General features: G+C 51.9%; 10 protein-coding genes, 1 tRNA gene, 3 rRNA genes and 3 pseudogenes. 3 read left to right on the top strand and 14 right to left on the bottom strand.

What is annotated here, in order from left to right:
- Positions 1-267 precede the first annotated feature (267 nt).
- The 3 genes and pseudogenes from dsbA to O3W44_RS12705 all read right to left on the bottom strand — a co-directional run bounded on the left by dsbA (position 268) and on the right by O3W44_RS12705 (position 2,242).
- Positions 268-898, bottom strand: a pseudogene (gene dsbA / locus O3W44_RS12715) (thiol:disulfide interchange protein DsbA).
- 26 nt (positions 899-924) lie between these two features.
- A complete protein-coding gene (locus tag O3W44_RS12710) occupies positions 925-1,911 on the bottom strand; it encodes a serine/threonine protein kinase (RefSeq protein ID WP_269293342.1) in 987 nt (328 codons plus the stop codon).
- Positions 1,912-1,966: 55 nt separating this feature from the next.
- A complete protein-coding gene (locus O3W44_RS12705) occupies positions 1,967-2,242 on the bottom strand; it encodes a YihD family protein (protein ID WP_269293341.1) in 276 nt (91 codons plus the stop codon).
- A gap of 52 nt (positions 2,243-2,294) precedes the next feature.
- Here O3W44_RS12705 and mobA point away from each other — a divergent pair, with 52 nt between their 5' ends.
- Complete coding sequence (gene mobA, locus O3W44_RS12700) at positions 2,295-2,861, top strand: molybdenum cofactor guanylyltransferase MobA (protein WP_269293340.1); 567 nt, start codon at positions 2,295-2,297, stop codon at positions 2,859-2,861.
- 1 nt (position 2,862) lies between these two features.
- Positions 2,863-3,369 (top strand): molybdopterin-guanine dinucleotide biosynthesis protein MobB, encoded by a 507-nt coding sequence (gene mobB, locus O3W44_RS12695; protein ID WP_269293339.1) that lies wholly within the window; start codon positions 2,863-2,865, stop codon positions 3,367-3,369.
- 61 nt (positions 3,370-3,430) lie between these two features.
- On the opposite strand, the gene rrf is transcribed toward mobB, so the two are convergent.
- From rrf to O3W44_RS12675, 4 genes are all read right to left on the bottom strand, one after another.
- Positions 3,431-3,546, bottom strand: a 5S ribosomal RNA gene (rrf, locus tag O3W44_RS12690).
- An 86-nt stretch (positions 3,547-3,632) separates the two neighbouring features.
- A 23S ribosomal RNA gene (locus O3W44_RS12685) occupies positions 3,633-6,537 on the bottom strand.
- Between the two features lie 229 nt (positions 6,538-6,766).
- Positions 6,767-6,841, bottom strand: a tRNA-Glu gene (locus tag O3W44_RS12680).
- Positions 6,842-6,930: 89 nt separating this feature from the next.
- A 16S ribosomal RNA gene (locus O3W44_RS12675) occupies positions 6,931-8,473 on the bottom strand.
- Together the 16S, 23S and 5S rRNA genes with 1 tRNA gene alongside form the textbook arrangement of a ribosomal RNA operon.
- A 535-nt stretch (positions 8,474-9,008) precedes the next feature.
- Between O3W44_RS12675 and mdtD the strand changes: the two genes are divergently transcribed.
- Positions 9,009-10,412 (top strand): multidrug transporter subunit MdtD, encoded by a 1,404-nt coding sequence (mdtD, locus tag O3W44_RS12670; RefSeq protein WP_269293338.1) that lies wholly within the window; start codon positions 9,009-9,011, stop codon positions 10,410-10,412.
- Here mdtD and rbsR read toward each other — a convergent pair.
- The 7 genes and pseudogenes from rbsR to O3W44_RS12635 form a co-directional block, all read right to left on the bottom strand.
- Complete coding sequence (gene rbsR, locus O3W44_RS12665; protein ID WP_442954629.1) at positions 10,409-11,401, bottom strand: ribose operon transcriptional repressor RbsR; 993 nt, start codon at positions 11,399-11,401, stop codon at positions 10,409-10,411. The genes mdtD and rbsR overlap by 4 nt on opposite strands.
- A gap of 4 nt (positions 11,402-11,405) precedes the next feature.
- Positions 11,406-12,335, bottom strand: a complete 930-nt coding sequence (rbsK, locus tag O3W44_RS12660; RefSeq protein WP_269293337.1) for a ribokinase — start codon at positions 12,333-12,335, stop codon at positions 11,406-11,408.
- A 63-nt stretch (positions 12,336-12,398) separates the two neighbouring features.
- Positions 12,399-13,273: pseudogene (rbsB, locus tag O3W44_RS12655) on the bottom strand (ribose ABC transporter substrate-binding protein RbsB).
- A gap of 26 nt (positions 13,274-13,299) precedes the next feature.
- A complete protein-coding gene (rbsC, locus tag O3W44_RS12650) occupies positions 13,300-14,271 on the bottom strand; it encodes a ribose ABC transporter permease (RefSeq protein WP_269293336.1) in 972 nt (323 codons plus the stop codon).
- A pseudogene (rbsA, locus tag O3W44_RS12645) lies at positions 14,268-15,774 on the bottom strand (ribose ABC transporter ATP-binding protein RbsA). Before rbsA ends, rbsC begins: the two are co-directional and overlap by 4 nt.
- 7 nt (positions 15,775-15,781) lie before the next feature.
- Positions 15,782-16,201 (bottom strand): D-ribose pyranase, encoded by a 420-nt coding sequence (gene rbsD / locus O3W44_RS12640; protein ID WP_269293335.1) that lies wholly within the window; start codon positions 16,199-16,201, stop codon positions 15,782-15,784.
- 181 nt (positions 16,202-16,382) lie between these two features.
- On the bottom strand, positions 16,383-16,778 hold the full coding sequence (locus O3W44_RS12635; RefSeq protein WP_269293334.1) for a YgiW/YdeI family stress tolerance OB fold protein: 396 nt from the start codon (positions 16,776-16,778) through the stop codon (positions 16,383-16,385).
- Positions 16,779-16,838 lie beyond the last annotated feature (60 nt).

Here is a 16,838-nt window from a genome sequence, read left to right as displayed (position 1 = left end):
ATAGCGATCGCAAAGATCATGCTGTGGATAAGTTTGTGCGTAAAAATTCTAACGTCTTGTTATTTACATTAAAAAACATTCACACTTATCACTAAATCATTTAATAACAAAAGGTTAAGTAAAATCCGTGACTCGATCGCGATTTTTAATTACGCGATCCCTTGTGTGGATATTAAATTTATGCCCTGGCGTGTGGGGCGTTGATCTGGAGTTTTTCACCAAAAAAAACGCCAGCTAATCTGGCGTTTTGCTTTATATCGACTGAAATTACTTTTTATCGACCAGGAATTTTACGACGTTTGCATAGTCTGCTACGAAGTTATCCATCGAGCTGGTATCCAGGCCGCCATTATTGACCATATATTTGCCATTGATAAACATGGCAGGCACACCCTGAAGATTCATATCCGCAGCGGCTTTTTTGCTGCTGAGCAACCAGGGCTTTTACGGCAAAGCTGTTCCAGGCTGCATCATATTCTTCAGATGAGATGCCTGCCGCCTGAATAAAAGTCTCTTTCAGACTGGCTGCGTCGGTAATAGTTTGAGATTTTTGGATGCCATCAAAAACAGGCGCGGTGACTTTATCTTCGACACCTAATGCCATCGCAACGGCCCAGGAATGCGTTACGACCGGGCCAAGATCTCCGCCAAGAAAATCGACGTGATATTTCACGACTTTTACATCTGCTGGCAGGTTCTTTTTCACGGCATCACTAACGTGATAAACATGTTCAAACTGATAGCAGTGTGGGCAGAAAAAGGAGAAGAACTCCATCACCTGAGGCTCACCTGCAACCGGCTTCTGCAAACTCACGTACTGTTTTCCGTCGGTGAATTGTGCAGCAGATGCGCTAAACGCCAGCACTAAACCAATCAGTGCAAACCAAATCTTTTTCATCGTGAAAAATTCTCCTGACTTCTTCATTAAAATTGCGGAGTAAGCTGCAAAGGGGGTTCCTGTAACAGTTTCTCCTGCTCGGTAAATTGCGAAATCTGTCTGCGCCAGAAATCTTCATCGGTCATCCAGGGAAAAGCGCGTGGAAAGGCGGGATCCTGCCAACGCCGCACAATCCAGGCCAGATAATAAACCATGCGCATCGCCCGTAAAGGCTCAATCAGTGACAATTCATGAATATCAAACTCACTGAATTCACTATAAGCCTCCAGTAAAATATCCCATTGAATACGCTGTTCCTGGCGATCACCATTGATCAGCATCCAGAGATCCTGAACAGCCGGCCCATTGCGCGCATCATCCAAATCGACAAACAGAGGGCCGTCACGCCACAAAATATTACCTGGATGGCAATCGCCATGTAATCGCAGCGGATGCCACGCGTTATGCCAGCGTTGTTGCAGCGTATCACCCAGCTTATCAACAGCCTGTAATAGCGCAGCTTTGAGCTTAGCAGGCACTAAGTTTGTCTGTTCCAGCGTCAGCCGGGGCTGATGGAGATACTCATCCATCCCCATTGTTGGACGGTGTTTAAACAGCGATTTGCGTCCGGTTTGATGAATGCGCCCTAAAAAACGGCCTACCCATTCCAGCTGCTCTTCGTTATCGGTTTCATATTGCCGCCCGCCTGAGCTGGGAAAGACAGCAAAAAAGAAGCCTGAATATGTTTTTAGGGTGTGGCCTTGCAGTTTAAGAGGTGCGGCAACAGGCACTTCATCAGCCTGTAAGTCAGTTGCAAACAGATGCTCTTCCTCAATTTGTTCTGCTCGCCACCGTTGTGGCCGATAAAATTTTGCTACGTAACGTCGTTTTTCATCGTCACTAAACTGATAAACACGATTCTCATAGCTGTTCAGGGCTGTCAGCCCCGATTCGACACGAATTCCCGCATCCCAAAGCGCATCAAGGATCATGTCGGGATTCAGCGTCTGGAAGTTAAATGCGGCTTCGCTCATCCATATACCTGTTCATTACTCATGTAAGCCGTTGCTGTTAGTTAGCAAGGATACCTTACTCACCCTCTTTTATGACACCGCGAGCACGCAGTAATGCTGTTTTAAAATCGGCTTCGTAATCTTTCTTTAAACCCGGAATTTCATCATCTTTAGCTGAATCACGCATTTTCAAATGGTAAATCAATACGTCATCCGTTAATTCACTTAATGGGCCACTGAAACCAGACTCCTGCGCCAGTTTCTGTAAAAATGTCACCAGATTAAGATCAGGCTCTTTTTGCCAGGCGGGTTGTAGCAGTTCAATCAATTCGTTCAGGCGATGGCATTTCATCTTTTCTTCCTCGAAATATAATTAATCGAAAGCCAAAAGTGAGGGCATCTTCATGACAGGATTAACCGGCGTCATTTTGGCTGGCGGTCAAGGCCGTCGCATGGGCGGTCACGATAAAGGATTATTGCTGCTCGACGGAAAGCCGCTTTACCAGCATGTTCTTCTGCGACTCAGTCCGCAAGTAGACATTGTTATGATTAGCGCCAACCGTAATATTGATCGCTATCAGATGAGCGGCTGTCAGGTAATACAAGACTCTGTACCTGATTACCCTGGGCCTCTGGGTGGCATATTGAGTGCGCTTAAGGTTATCTCCAGTGAGTGGGCCGTTTTTTGCGCTTGCGATACGCCAGCCGTTCCTCTTGATTACGTGCAGCAGTTAATGCAGCGAAAAGGTGAGGCATCCGCTGTCTGGGTGCGTTCACAAACACGAGATCATCCGACATTAGCCCTTATTCATCGAAAGGTAGCGGTTGCACTCGAAGCGTATTTACAACGTGGCGAGCGCCGTTTAATGCAATTCTTGCTTGAGCAAGGTGGTCACGCCGTGCAACTTAATGACGATGAATCCGCGTTTCGTAACGTTAATTCACCGCAAGATCTGATTAGGGGTTTTTGATATGACGTTACCCTTACTTGCTATTGCCGCCTGGAGCGGTACGGGAAAAACCACGCTGCTGGAAAAGGTTATTCCTTTGCTAAAGTCGCGCGGCGTTCGCGTGGGTTTAATTAAGCATACGCATCATCTAATGGATATCGACACGCCAGGTAAAGACAGTTATGTGTTAAGGAAAGCAGGTGCCGCACAGGTGATGGTCGCCAGCTCACAGCGTTGGGCATTGATGTGTGAAACACCTCTGGCGGAACCGGTTGATTTGCACCAGTTGGTCAGTCGTATGGATGCCGCTGAGCTGGATTTAGTTTTGGTTGAAGGTTTTAAAGGTGAAGCGGTACCTAAAATAGTGTTGTGGCGTGCGGGTGTTAAAGGTGAGATAGCGGAGTTGCTGGATCAGCATGTGATTGCTGTAGCCAGTGATCGATGTTTACAGCTGGAATTGCCCGTTTTAGATCTGAATCAACCTGCTGTTATTGCTGATTTTATTAAGAACTGGCTTGCGCTGCGTTGAAAGCACTTTTCTGCAGACGTAAAAAAGCCCCCTGCAGACGCAGGGGCCTTTTCTGTTGGATGCCTGGCAGTTCCCTACTCTCGCATGGGGAGACCCCACACTACCATCGGCGCTACGGCGTTTCACTTCTGAGTTCGGCATGGGGTCAGGTGGGACCACCGCGCTAGTGCCGCCAGGCAAATTCTGTCTCCGCGCCGCCCGCAGGGCCGCGCAGAATTATCCGTCACAAGCTGAAAGTCTCTCAAAAACGCCTCTGGCGTTGTAAGGTTAAGCCTCACGGGTCATTAGTACCGGTTAGCTCAACGCATCGCTGCGCTTACACACCCGGCCTATCAACGTCGTCGTCTTCAACGTCCCTTCAGGACCCTCGAGGGGTCAGGGAAAACTCATCTCGGGGCAAGTTTCGTGCTTAGATGCTTTCAGCACTTATCTCTTCCGCACTTAGCTACCGGGCAGTGCCATTGGCATGACAACCCGAACACCAGCGGTGCGTTCACTCCGGTCCTCTCGTACTAGGAGCAACCCCCCTCAGTTTTCCAGCGCCCACGGCAGATAGGGACCGAACTGTCTCACGACGTTCTAAACCCAGCTCGCGTACCACTTTAAACGGCGAACAGCCGTACCCTTGGGACCTACTTCAGCCCCAGGATGTGATGAGCCGACATCGAGGTGCCAAACACCGCCGTCGATATGAACTCTTGGGCGGTATCAGCCTGTTATCCCCGGAGTACCTTTTATCCGTTGAGCGATGGCCCTTCCATTCAGAACCACCGGATCACTATGACCTGCTTTCGCACCTGCTCGCGCCGTCACGCTCGCAGTCAAGCCAGCTTATGCCATTGCACTAACCTCACGATGTCCGACCGTGATTAGCTGACCTTCGTGCTCCTCCGTTACGCTTTGGGAGGAGACCGCCCCAGTCAAACTACCCACCAGACACTGTCCGCAGCCCGGATCACGGGCCCACGTTAGAACATCAAACGTTAAAGGGTGGTATTTCAAGGTTGGCTCCACGCGGACTGGCGTCCGCGCTTCAAAGCCTCCCACCTATCCTACACATCAAGGCTCAATGTTCAGTGTCAAGCTGTAGTAAAGGTTCACGGGGTCTTTCCGTCTTGCCGCGGGTACACTGCATCTTCACAGCGAGTTCAATTTCACTGAGTCTCGGGTGGAGACAGCCTGGCCATCATTACGCCATTCGTGCAGGTCGGAACTTACCCGACAAGGAATTTCGCTACCTTAGGACCGTTATAGTTACGGCCGCCGTTTACCGGGGCTTCGATCAAGAGCTTCTCCTTACGGATAACCCCATCAATTAACCTTCCGGCACCGGGCAGGCGTCACACCGTATACGTCCACTTTCGTGTTTGCACAGTGCTGTGTTTTTAATAAACAGTTGCAGCCAGCTGGTATCTTCGACTGGCTTCGGCTCCGGGAGCAAGTCCCTTCACCTACGCGCCAGCGTGCCTTCTCCCGAAGTTACGGCACCATTTTGCCTAGTTCCTTCACCCGAGTTCTCTCAAGCGCCTTGGTATTCTCTACCTGACCACCTGTGTCGGTTTGGGGTACGATTTCGTGTTACCTGATGCTTAGAGGCTTTTCCTGGAAGCAGGGTATCAGTCACTTCAGCTCCGTGGAGCCTCGTCGTCACGCCTCAGCCTTGATTATCCGGATTTGCCTGGATAACCAGCCTACACGCTTAAACCGGGACGACCGTCGCCCGGCTGACCTAACCTTCTCCGTCCCCCCTTCGCAGTAACACCAAGTACAGGAATATTAACCTGTTTCCCATCGACTACGCCTTTCGGCCTCGCCTTAGGGGTCGACTCACCCTGCCCCGATTAACGTTGGACAGGAACCCTTGGTCTTCCGGCGAGCGGGCTTTTCACCCGCTTTATCGTTACTTATGTCAGCATTCGCACTTCTGATACCTCCAGCAGCCCTCACGGACCACCTTCTGCGGCTTACAGAACGCTCCCCTACCCAGCAACGCATGGCGTCGCTGCCGCAGCTTCGGTGCATGGTTTAGCCCCGTTACATCTTCCGCGCAGGCCGACTCGACCAGTGAGCTATTACGCTTTCTTTAAATGATGGCTGCTTCTAAGCCAACATCCTGGCTGTCTGTGCCTTCCCACATCGTTTCCCACTTAACCATGACTTCGGGACCTTAGCTGGCGGTCTGGGTTGTTTCCCTCTTCACGACGGACGTTAGCACCCGCCGTGTGTCTCCCGTGATAACATTCTCCGGTATTCGCAGTTTGCATCGGGTTGGTAAGCCGGGATGGCCCCCTAGCCGAAACAGTGCTCTACCCCCGGAGATGAGTTCACGAGGCGCTACCTAAATAGCTTTCGGGGAGAACCAGCTATCTCCCGGTTTGATTGGCCTTTCACCCCCAGCCACAGGTCATCCGCTAATTTTTCAACATTAGTCGGTTCGGTCCTCCAGTTAGTGTTACCCAACCTTCAACCTGCCCATGGCTAGATCACCGGGTTTCGGGTCTATACCCTGCAACTTAACGCCCAGTTAAGACTCGGTTTCCCTGCGGCTCCCCTATACGGTTAACCTTGCTACAGAATATAAGTCGCTGACCCATTATACAAAAGGTACGCAGTCACACCATAAACAAGGCTCCCACTGCTTGTACGTACACGGTTTCAGGTTCTGTTTCACTCCCCTCGCCGGGGTTCTTTTCGCCTTTCCCTCACGGTACTGGTTCACTATCGGTCAGTCAGGAGTATTTAGCCTTGGAGGATGGTCCCCCGATGTTCAGACAGGATACCACGTGTCCCGCCTTACTCATCGAGCTCACAGCTCGTGCACTTTTGTGTACGGGAGTGTCACCCTGTACCCTGCGCCTTTCCAGACGCTTCCACTAGTGCACAAGCTGATTCAGGCTCTGGGCTGCTCCCCGTTCGCTCGCCGCTACTGGGGGAATCTCGGTTGATTTCTTTTCCTCGGGGTACTTAGATGTTTCAGTTCCCCCCGGTTCGCCTTGCAGCACTATGTATTCATGCTGCAATGATGCACTGAGTGCACCGGGTTTCCCCATTCGGACATCGCCGGCTGTAGCGGTTCATATCACCTTACCGGCGCTTTACGCAGATTAGCACGTCCTTCATCGCCTCTGACTGCCAGGGCATCCACCGTGTACGCTTAGTCGCTTAACCTCACAACCCACAGGCGTTTTGCAACGCTGCAGACTGCAAGCATTTGAGAGACTCGTCCGCATCGCTGTGCCACTCCCTGTTACGGAGAAATGGCGCGACGCGTCGTTTCAATTTTCAGCTTGTTCCGGATTGTTAAAGAGCAAATATCTCAAACGTGATGCGGTCATCAGCTGACCAAATCAGTTTTGAGATACTGAGCAGCGACACCTTTCACCTGTCACCAAGCAAGTGGCGTCCCCTAGGGGATTCGAACCCCTGTTGCCGCCGTGAAAGGGCGGAGTCCTAACCGCTAGACGAAGGGGACACGTCAGTGTCACGACTTCGCAGCCGTCTTGCTCATTACTTTTCTATCAGACAATCTGTGTGAGCACTTCGCGGGAAGGAATCTTCAGGTAAGGAGGTGATCCAACCGCAGGTTCCCCTACGGTTACCTTGTTACGACTTCACCCCAGTCATGAATCACAAAGTGGTAAGCGCCCTCCCGGAGGTTAAGCTACCTACTTCTTTTGCAACCCACTCCCATGGTGTGACGGGCGGTGTGTACAAGGCCCGGGAACGTATTCACCGTGGCGTTCTGATCCACGATTACTAGCGATTCCGACTTCACGGAGTCGAGTTGCAGACTCCGATCCGGACTACGACGCACTTTATGAGGTCCGCTTGCTCTCGCGAGGTCGCTTCTCTTTGTATGCGCCATTGTAGCACGTGTGTAGCCCTACTCGTAAGGGCCATGATGACTTGACGTCATCCCCACCTTCCTCCGGTTTATCACCGGCAGTCTCCTTTGAGTTCCCGACCGAATCGCTGGCAACAAAGGATAAGGGTTGCGCTCGTTGCGGGACTTAACCCAACATTTCACAACACGAGCTGACGACAGCCATGCAGCACCTGTCTCACGGTTCCCGAAGGCACTCAGGCATCTCTGCCCGATCCCGTGGATGTCAAGAGTAGGTAAGGTTCTTCGCGTTGCATCGAATTAAACCACATGCTCCACCGCTTGTGCGGGCCCCCGTCAATTCATTTGAGTTTTAACCTTGCGGCCGTACTCCCCAGGCGGTCGACTTAACGCGTTAGCTCCGGAAGCCACGCCTCAAGGGCACAACCTCCAAGTCGACATCGTTTACGGCGTGGACTACCAGGGTATCTAATCCTGTTTGCTCCCCACGCTTTCGCACCTGAGCGTCAGTCTTCGTCCAGGGGGCCGCCTTCGCCACCGGTATTCCTCCAGATCTCTACGCATTTCACCGCTACACCTGGAATTCTACCCCCCTCTACGAGACTCAAGCCTGCCAGTTTCAAATGCAGTTCCCAGGTTAAGCCCGGGGATTTCACATCTGACTTAACAGACCGCCTGCGTGCGCTTTACGCCCAGTAATTCCGATTAACGCTTGCACCCTCCGTATTACCGCGGCTGCTGGCACGGAGTTAGCCGGTGCTTCTTCTGCGGGTAACGTCAATGACGAGGCGTATTAAACCTCATCCCTTCCTCCCCGCTGAAAGTACTTTTACAACCCGAAGGCCTTCTTCATACACGCGGCATGGCTGCATCAGGCTTGCGCCCATTGTGCAATATTCCCCACTGCTGCCTCCCGTAGGAGTCTGGACCGTGTCTCAGTTCCAGTGTGGCTGGTCATCCTCTCAGACCAGCTAGGGATCGTCGCCTAGGTGGGCCGTTACCCCGCCTACTAGCTAATCCCATCTGGGTTCATCCGATGGTGTGAGGCCCGAAGGTCCCCCACTTTGGTCTTGCGACGTTATGCGGTATTAGCCACCGTTTCCAGTGGTTATCCCCCTCCATCGGGCAGATCCCCAGACATTACTCACCCGTCCGCCACTCGTCACCCAAAGAGCAAGCTCTCCTGTGCTACCGTCCGACTTGCATGTGTTAGGCCTGCCGCCAGCGTTCAATCTGAGCCATGATCAAACTCTTCAATTTAAAGTTTGATTTGCTTCAACCCGTGAAGCGATGCTCTGTGAATTAAACTTCGTAATGAATTACGTGTTCACCCAGCAGAGACTTGATATTTTTTACGTCCGGAGACGCTGATATCAATCCTGCGAGTGCCCACACAGATTGTCTGATAAATTGTTAAAGAGCGGTGCGACCAGCGGGTTAACCGTCTGTCGCGAGGTGGCGTATATTACGCTAACCTCCTTCAGAGTCAACTTCTTTTTTCGAAGTTTTTTCTCCGGCGGCTCAGTCTCCTGAACCTCCCGACCCGTCATTCCGTAAGCCGGTGTGCCGTGTCAGTGGAGGCGCATTATAGGGAGTTCCTGCGGGCTGACAAGGGGTAATATCAAATAATTTTACTGACCGTTTCTTTTTTAATCTATCGCTGTAAAAGCAGCCATTTCCCGATGGAATAACGCACAAAAAAGCACGGTTAGAGACCAAAAGGCGCTCACCGCGTGCTGTGCCCAATGCTATTCTTTTCTTTCTTATACCGGATAACCTCTAAAAAGGACGCTCAATGATCCGATCCGCGCGCAGTATGGCCGGTCTGCCATGGATTGCTGCCATGGCGTTTTTCATGCAGGCACTGGATGCCACCATTCTTAATACCGCTCTACCCGCTATCGCCACCAGCCTTGAACGTTCTCCACTTGCCATGCAGTCAGCCATTATTAGCTACACGCTAACTGTCGCCATGCTAATTCCTGTCAGCGGCTGGCTTGCCGACAGATATGGCACGCGAAAAGTGTTTATCGCCGCCGTTTCACTGTTTACTTTAGGTTCGTTAGCCTGCGCCCTGTCACAGACACTTTCTGTGCTGGTGATGTCACGCATCATTCAGGGCATCGGCGGCGCAATGATGATGCCTGTCGCACGTCTTGCTCTGCTGCGTGCTTATCCCCGTAGCGAGCTGCTACCGGTACTTAACTTTGTCACTATGCCGGGTTTAGTCGGGCCTATTTTAGGCCCGTTACTGGGCGGCCTGATGGTGACTTACGCAAGCTGGCACTGGATCTTCCTGATTAACATTCCCATCGGCATTCTCGGCATTTTCTATGCACGTAAATATATGCCGGATTTCACCACGCCTAAGCGTCGCTTCGACTTTCTGGGGTTTGTGCTATTTGGCGTTGGGCTGGTGATGATTTCGATTGGCATCGAACTGTTTGGTGAGCGCATCGTTTCTGCCTGGCTGGCAGCCGGGGTGTTATTCACCGGCGTGATGTTGCTTCTTCTTTATATAGCCCATGCGCGTCGCCATCCTTCACCTCTGATCAATTTACCGATGTTCAAAACTCGCACTTTTTCGGTGGGTATCATTGGCAATATTGCGTCGCGCCTTGGAACGGGATGCGTTCCTTTTCTCATGCCGTTAATGCTCCAGGTCGGTTTTGGTTATTCCGCTATTATCGCTGGCTGCATGATGGCACCCACGGCAATCGGCTCCATTCTGGCTAAGTCAACGGTAACGCAACTGCTACGCTGGTTTGGTTATCGCCACGTTCTGGTCGGCATTACGGTGATTATTGGTATTCTGATTGCAACCTTTGCCCTTCAGTCGCCCGCTGAGAGCGTCATCATCTTATTAATACCGCTTTTTGTTCTCGGCATGGCGATGTCAACGCAGTTCACGGCAATGAACACCATTACCCTGGCCGATTTAGATGATGATAACGCCAGCGGTGGAAACAGTGTGCTGGCCGTTACGCAACAGTTGGCGATCAGTTTTGGGGTCGCGGTCAGTGCTGCAGTGCTGCGCTTCTATCAAGCGTTTGAAACCAGCACTGTGGAACAGTTTCATGCCACGTTCCTGACCATGGGTGTGGTCACGGTGTTGTCAGCACTGACATTCATGATGTTGCGTCATGGTGATGGCCGCAACCTGATTACCAATCGCGATAAAAAGAAGAAAGCTGCTTAAGCAGAACCACGTATGACCAATTCCGGCGTCAGGACCAGCGTTTGCGGGCTGGCGTCGGGATCGCTCAGACGATGTATTAAAGTATCAATTGCCAGTTCGCCCAGTTCATCTTTAGGTTGGTGAACGGTGGTTAGCGGAGGCGACAGATAACGCGCCAGCTCGATATCGTCGTATCCCATCACCGCCACATCGTGCGGAATGGTAAGTCCTTCCTGAAACAAGGCGTGATAAACACCCACTGCCATTGCATCATTGCTGGTGAAAACAGCTTGCGGCGGTGTATCCAGCGCCAGCAATTCAATCATCGCGTTATAGCCACCCCGGAATTCAAAATCACCGTTCACTACGTATCCCGGCAGTATCGGCAAACCGTTTTTAGCCATGGCATTTTGATATCCCTCAAGGCGCATACGTGCCGGCGTTTTATCGAGCGGCCCGGCAATACAGGCAATACGTGTATATCCGCTGTCGATTAAATGCTGTGTCGCCAGCTCGCCGCCCAGTAACGCATTGTCCTGAATGATGTCACCGCGCTCTTCAAAAGGTGCCCAGTCCATCATGACGGTAGGAATAGAAGGGTAGCGATTCAGAATATCCGCTGAGGGCAGATGGCTCTCTGTACACATGATCAGCAAACCATCAACACGCTTTTGCAGCAGCGTTTCCAGGCTGCGATTCATGCGTTCTTCATCACCAGCCGTGTTGCACAGGATCAGGCTGTAGCCCCGTTCGTAACAGCTATCTTCAACGCCACGCACAACTTCTGCATAAAAGGGGTTACTGCTTGCGGTAAGCAGCATGCCAATAGTGTGCGTTTGGTTGATTTTCAAACTGCGCGCCAGTGCTGATGGTGCGTAGTTTAATTCACGGATTGCCAGTTCAACTTTTTCTCGCACGCCATCGCTAACAAAACGATTGTTATTAATGACGTGAGAAACCGTTGAGGTTGAGACGCCCGCTTTGCGAGCGACATCTTTCATGGTGGCCAAGCGATTAATCCTGCTGTTGCATAAAATCATCAATTTCTGCACGCCAGGGTACAGAAGGCTGCGCGCCGGGTCGTGTAACCGCAATCGCGGCGGCGGCATGGGCAAATCGTACCGCGTCGTCTATTGCTTTACCTTCCAGGCGTGCGGTAATAAACGCGCCATTAAACGTATCACCGGCTGCGATGGTATCCACAGCTTTTACGCTAAATCCGGCAATACGCTGACCCTGCCCCTGTTCACTTAGCCATACGCCACGCCGTCCCAGAGTAATTAAAACCGTTGCAATACCTTTGGCATGTAGCACCTCAGCCGCACGCGCGGCATCTTCATCACTGTTCACCGCAATACCCGTCAGGATTTCCGCTTCCGTTTCGTTTGGCGTGATGATATCGACCCGTGATAACAGCGCATCTGACAATTTCGTTGCCGGGGCGGGATTCAGGATCACCTGGGTTTGATGCCGGCGAGCAATTTTCGCCGCCGCCAGCACGCTTTCCAGAGGCGACTCCAGCTGCATAAGCAGCGCGTCAGCGTCGGCAATCAGCTGTTGATGGCGCTCAACGTAATCCACCGTTAATGACGCATTCGCGCCGGGATAGATGCCGATATTATTCTCACCTTCACCATTAACGAAGATCATTGCCACGCCCGTTGACTCATTTTCAATACGTTCAACAGAGGTTACGTCAATGTTGTCCTGCGCTAACTGCTGGCGGATGCGCTCCCCCATGTCGTCGGCACCAACACAGGCGATAAAGGCGATATCAGCCCCGGCACGCCCCGCGGCAACCGCCTGATTAGCGCCTTTGCCACCAAACGCAATTTGATACTGCTTCCCGATCACCGTTTCGCCGGGACGAGGAAAGTGCGCCAAATTAAGAATATGGTCTGCATTGATACTGCCGAGAACAGTCAGCTTTGCGTTTTTGCTCATTGGGAGAGTCCAGAAAGAGTGCGCCACCCTGGAAAGTGGCGCAATGCCCTGCTTTACTTTGATTTATTGGGTAACCAGTTTCAGGTCAACCGGATTCACGGCCTGCACTTTTTGATTTTTCAGCACTTTATCAGCGGTTTCCACGCCAATCATGCCAATTTTATCGGGCATCTGGGCAACGGTCGCTGACAGTTTTCCTGCTTCAACGGCTTTCACGCCATCTGCGGTGCCGTCAAAGCCCACCACGATAACATCGGTTTTACCCGCTGTTTGCAGCGCGCGCAGTGCGCCAAGCGCCATTTCGTCATTTTGCGCAAACACTGCCTGCACATCAGGATGGGCCTGCAGCAGGTTCTGCATGACATTCAAACCTTTAGTACGATCAAAGTCTGCGGGCTGGCTGGCAAGAATCTGGAATTTGTGGGCATCAGCGGCCTGTTTGAAGCCTTCACCACGCTCACGCGCTGCAGAGGTGCCCGCAATGCCCTGTAATTCGATAATTTTAGCGTTTTCACCGACTTTCTTCGCGATATAGTCGCCCGCCATTTTACCGCCAAAACGGTTGTCCGACGCCACGTGACTAACCACTGCGCCTTGTGCTGCAACACGGTCGAGGGTAATCACCGGAATCTTCGCCTGGTTTGCCATTTTCACTGCATTGCCTACCGCATCAGAATCGGTTGGGTTGATCAGCAATAATTTAGTGCCGCGTACCGTCAAATCCTGCACATTAGCCAGCTCTTTTGCTGGGTTGTTCTGCGAATCCAGCACTACAAGGTTGTAACCCAGTTTATCCGCTTCTTTTTGCGCACCCTCTTTTAATGAAACAAAAAGGGGTTATTGAGGGTAGAAACAACCAGCGCGATGGTCTCTTTTGCCATTGCGCTGGCGCTCAGCGTAGCGCCAAGAATGACGGCCAATGCGGTCAACTTTTTCATCATTTCATCCTGTGTAAAGGTCAGAGTTATTTACTGCTTTTATTATCCACCAGCACCGCCAGCAGGATTACCACCGCTTTTACGATCATCTGGTAGTACGAAGAAACACCCATCAGGTTGAGGCCGTTATTCAGGAAGCCGAGAATCAATGCCCCAATCAGCGTTCCCATAATGCGCCCCTTACCGCCCGCCAGGCTGGTTCCGCCCAGCACCACCGCAGCGATAGCGTCAAGTTCATAACCGGTGCCGGCAGTGGGCTGTGCTGAAGAGAGTCGTGCAACTTCAATTGTTCCAGCCAGGGCCGCCAGCATGCCGCTCAGCGCATAGACGATCACCTTCACCCGATTGACATTAATGCCGGATAAGCGCGTTGCGGCCTCATTGCCGCCCAGCGCATAAATGTAGCGACCCAAACGGGTGTGATGCAGCATGTACCAGGCCAGCAAAAAGACGCCTGCCATCAACCACACCGGCGTTGGAATACCCAGCGGACGACCAATACCGAACCAGCCGAACAGATCGGCATTGTCGTTAAAGCCGGTATTGATCGGGCTGCCGTCGGTATACACCATGGTGACGCCGCGCAGCAGTAGCATCATGACCAGCGTGGCGATGAACGCCTGCACTTTGCCGCGTGCAATAATCGTCCCCGTTAGTGCGCCAATTGCCGCGCCTAAGGCCAGCGAGGCCGCAACGGCTACCAGAGCATTCACTTCCAGCCCCACCAGCGATGCCGCTACCGCACCGGTTAGCGCCAGTAATGAGCCGACGGAAAGGTCGATGCCGGACGTCAGAATAACCAGCGTCATGCCTACCGCCATAATGGCGTTGACCGAGGTTTGTTGCAGAATGTTGAACAGGTTAGCGACGGTAAAAAAATTCGGGCTTTGGCTGGCGACAACGGCGATCAGTACGATCAGCGCAATCAGCGATTTTTGCTCCATCAGCCAGGCTTTGCTGAACCAGCGACGGCTGGAAGGTAACGTTTGGGTACTCATACGACTAATTCCTCGCTGTGTTGCTTACCTACGGCTGCCGCCATCAGGCTCTCCTGCGTGGCATGTTCACGGTTAAACTCACCGCTTAAGCGGCCTTCGTGCATCACCAGAATGCGATCGCTCATGCCTAATACTTCAGGCATTTCCGACGACACCAGAATGATGCTGAGCCCTTCAGCCTTGAATTGATTGATTAACTGATAAATCTCTTTTTTGCACCGACATCAACGCCACGTGTCGGTTCGTCAAGGATCAGCACATTCGGGCGTGTCATCAAACCGCGCGCAATCGCCACTTTTTGTTGATTTCCGCCAGATAGCAGGCCAATGGGCTGTTCCATGGAGGGGGTTTTGACGTTGAACAGGCGGATAAAGTCGCCCACGGCCAGTTGCTCTGCGGCGTGCTTGAGGTTGCCAGCGCCGTGGCTGAAGTAACGTAAAGCGGTTAGCGACATGTTCTCTTTACTGACATGCCCAGCACCAGGCCGTCGCGCTTACGATCTTCTGAGATATAGACGATGCCGTTTGCCAGGCCGTCCTGTGGCGAACGCGTAACAATTTCTCGTTCGCCTAACCACACTTTTCCTTCGCTGCGTGGCAGTGCACCGTACAGCACCTTCATGAGTTCGGTTCGGCCCGCGCCCATCAAACCGGACACGCCCAGAATTTCACCTTTACGCAGGCAAAAACTGACGTTATGTACGCCCGGCCCACTGAGATTTTCGACTTTCAGGCGCACATCGCCTGGTGCCTGTTCGAGGTGCGGATACTGATCTTCCAGTTTTCGCCCCACCATCATTTCGATCAGGCTCTCTTCTGTCAGATCGCTAACGGCGCGTTCAGCAATAAACTGACCGTCGCGAAACACCGTAACATCATCACAAATTTCAAAAATCTCTTTCATGCGATGCGAGATATAAACGATGCCGCAGCCCTGCGCTTTGAGTTCTTTGATGACATGAAACAGCGACAGCGTTTCGGTATCAGTCAGCGCATCTGTCGGCTCATCCATAATGATGACCTGCGATTTAAAGCTCAGAACTTTAGCAATCTCGACCATTTGCTGATCGCCAATTGACAGATCGCCTACCAGCTTGTGACTGTTAAACCGCAAATTGAGTCGTTTCAGTAATGCGTCCGCTTCGGCGTACATTCGCTTCCAGTCGATGCGACCCATGCGGTTTACAAATTCACGTCCAAGAAAAATGTTCTCTGCCACGCTAAGCTGTGGGATCAGGTTGAGTTCCTGATGGATGATGCCAATGCCCGCTTCTTGCGACGCTTTCGGCCCGCTAAATGTCGTTTCGTTACCCAGCCACCGTAGCGATCCGGCATCCCGGCTGTAGATACCGGTCAGCACTTTCATCATGGTTGATTTGCCTGCGCCGTTTTCACCCACCAGCGCCATCACACGTCCGGGATAAACCGCCAGCGATGCGCCTTTCAGTGCTTTTACGCCCGGAAACGATTTCTCGATTTCTGTGAGTTGCAATAAAGGTTGCATAACGGCCTCAGAAAGTGACACCGGCGCTCAGGATGACATTCGCAAACGGAGAGCACTCCCCGCTGCGAATGACCGCCTGACTACGCTGAGTGTGTTGTTTGAACTGCTCATGGCTGGTGTAACTTACGGCAATGGTATTTCCCTGGTGCTGTTGCAAGGCTTCGAGCACAGCGATCAGTGCGCTGTGGAGCTGCGGATTGTGCAGCTTAATCTCCTCCGCAATCAGGGCACTCTCAACCTGCATCTCCAGCGCGACAGCATTGACCACCTGTATAAAATCGGGCGTACCTGGGGTAAGCGCCAAATCGATGCGCTGTGGCCCAGCCGGAATCGGCAAGCCAGCATCGGCTATGGTAAGCGTATCCGTGTGTCCCAGACGGGCAATCACAAAGGAGAGTTCAGCGTTTAACAAGCGACCTTTTTTCATCTATTCACTCCACAGCGAAACGTTTCGCTGACAGCAGTGTATGAAAAGCCGTTATCAACTCAATCGTGTAGTAAAAGAAATGTGATCGTTATCGAAACGTTTCGCGCTTAGCGGGAGGGATTTGAGTTAAGCGTGACGTGAAAGAAAAGCAGGACCACCGTAGCGGTCCTGAAGAGAAGGATTAAGGCAGTTTCTTAACGTGTTTGACGTCCAGTTCGATGCTGTTGAAATCTTTATCCAGCTCACCGGTCAGCTCAACACGGTCTTTAGGCGAAATAGTCTGGCCATTCCAGCGTTTATGGTCAATCTCCACTGTCATCGTGCCGGTTTGATCGCGGAACTGATAATCTTCGTCCCCCGTCTGCTTTTCCAGCTGGCCTCGTACCGTGATCCAGCTGTCATCTTTCATCTCTTCAGCCTGCTTTACGGTCACGACGCTGGTGCTGTCAGCATTAAATCCACCCTGTTGCACCTGCGTTTTCGGTGCGTCGGGATCAATAAATCCACCTTGCTGAGCGGCAAAAACCGGGGCGGACGCCAACATGACAATAGCTAACAGTGCAGCTTGCTTTTTCATACTTTCACCTCTTTTTATGAACCTGTTTCCGTTTTGCTGTACCCAGTTAAACACAGAGTT

Source organism: Pantoea sp. LMR881, assembly GCF_027157825.1.
Taxonomy (GTDB): domain Bacteria; phylum Pseudomonadota; class Gammaproteobacteria; order Enterobacterales; family Enterobacteriaceae; genus Pantoea; species Pantoea haifensis.
This window is presented reverse-complemented; position numbering and strand designations above follow the sequence as displayed.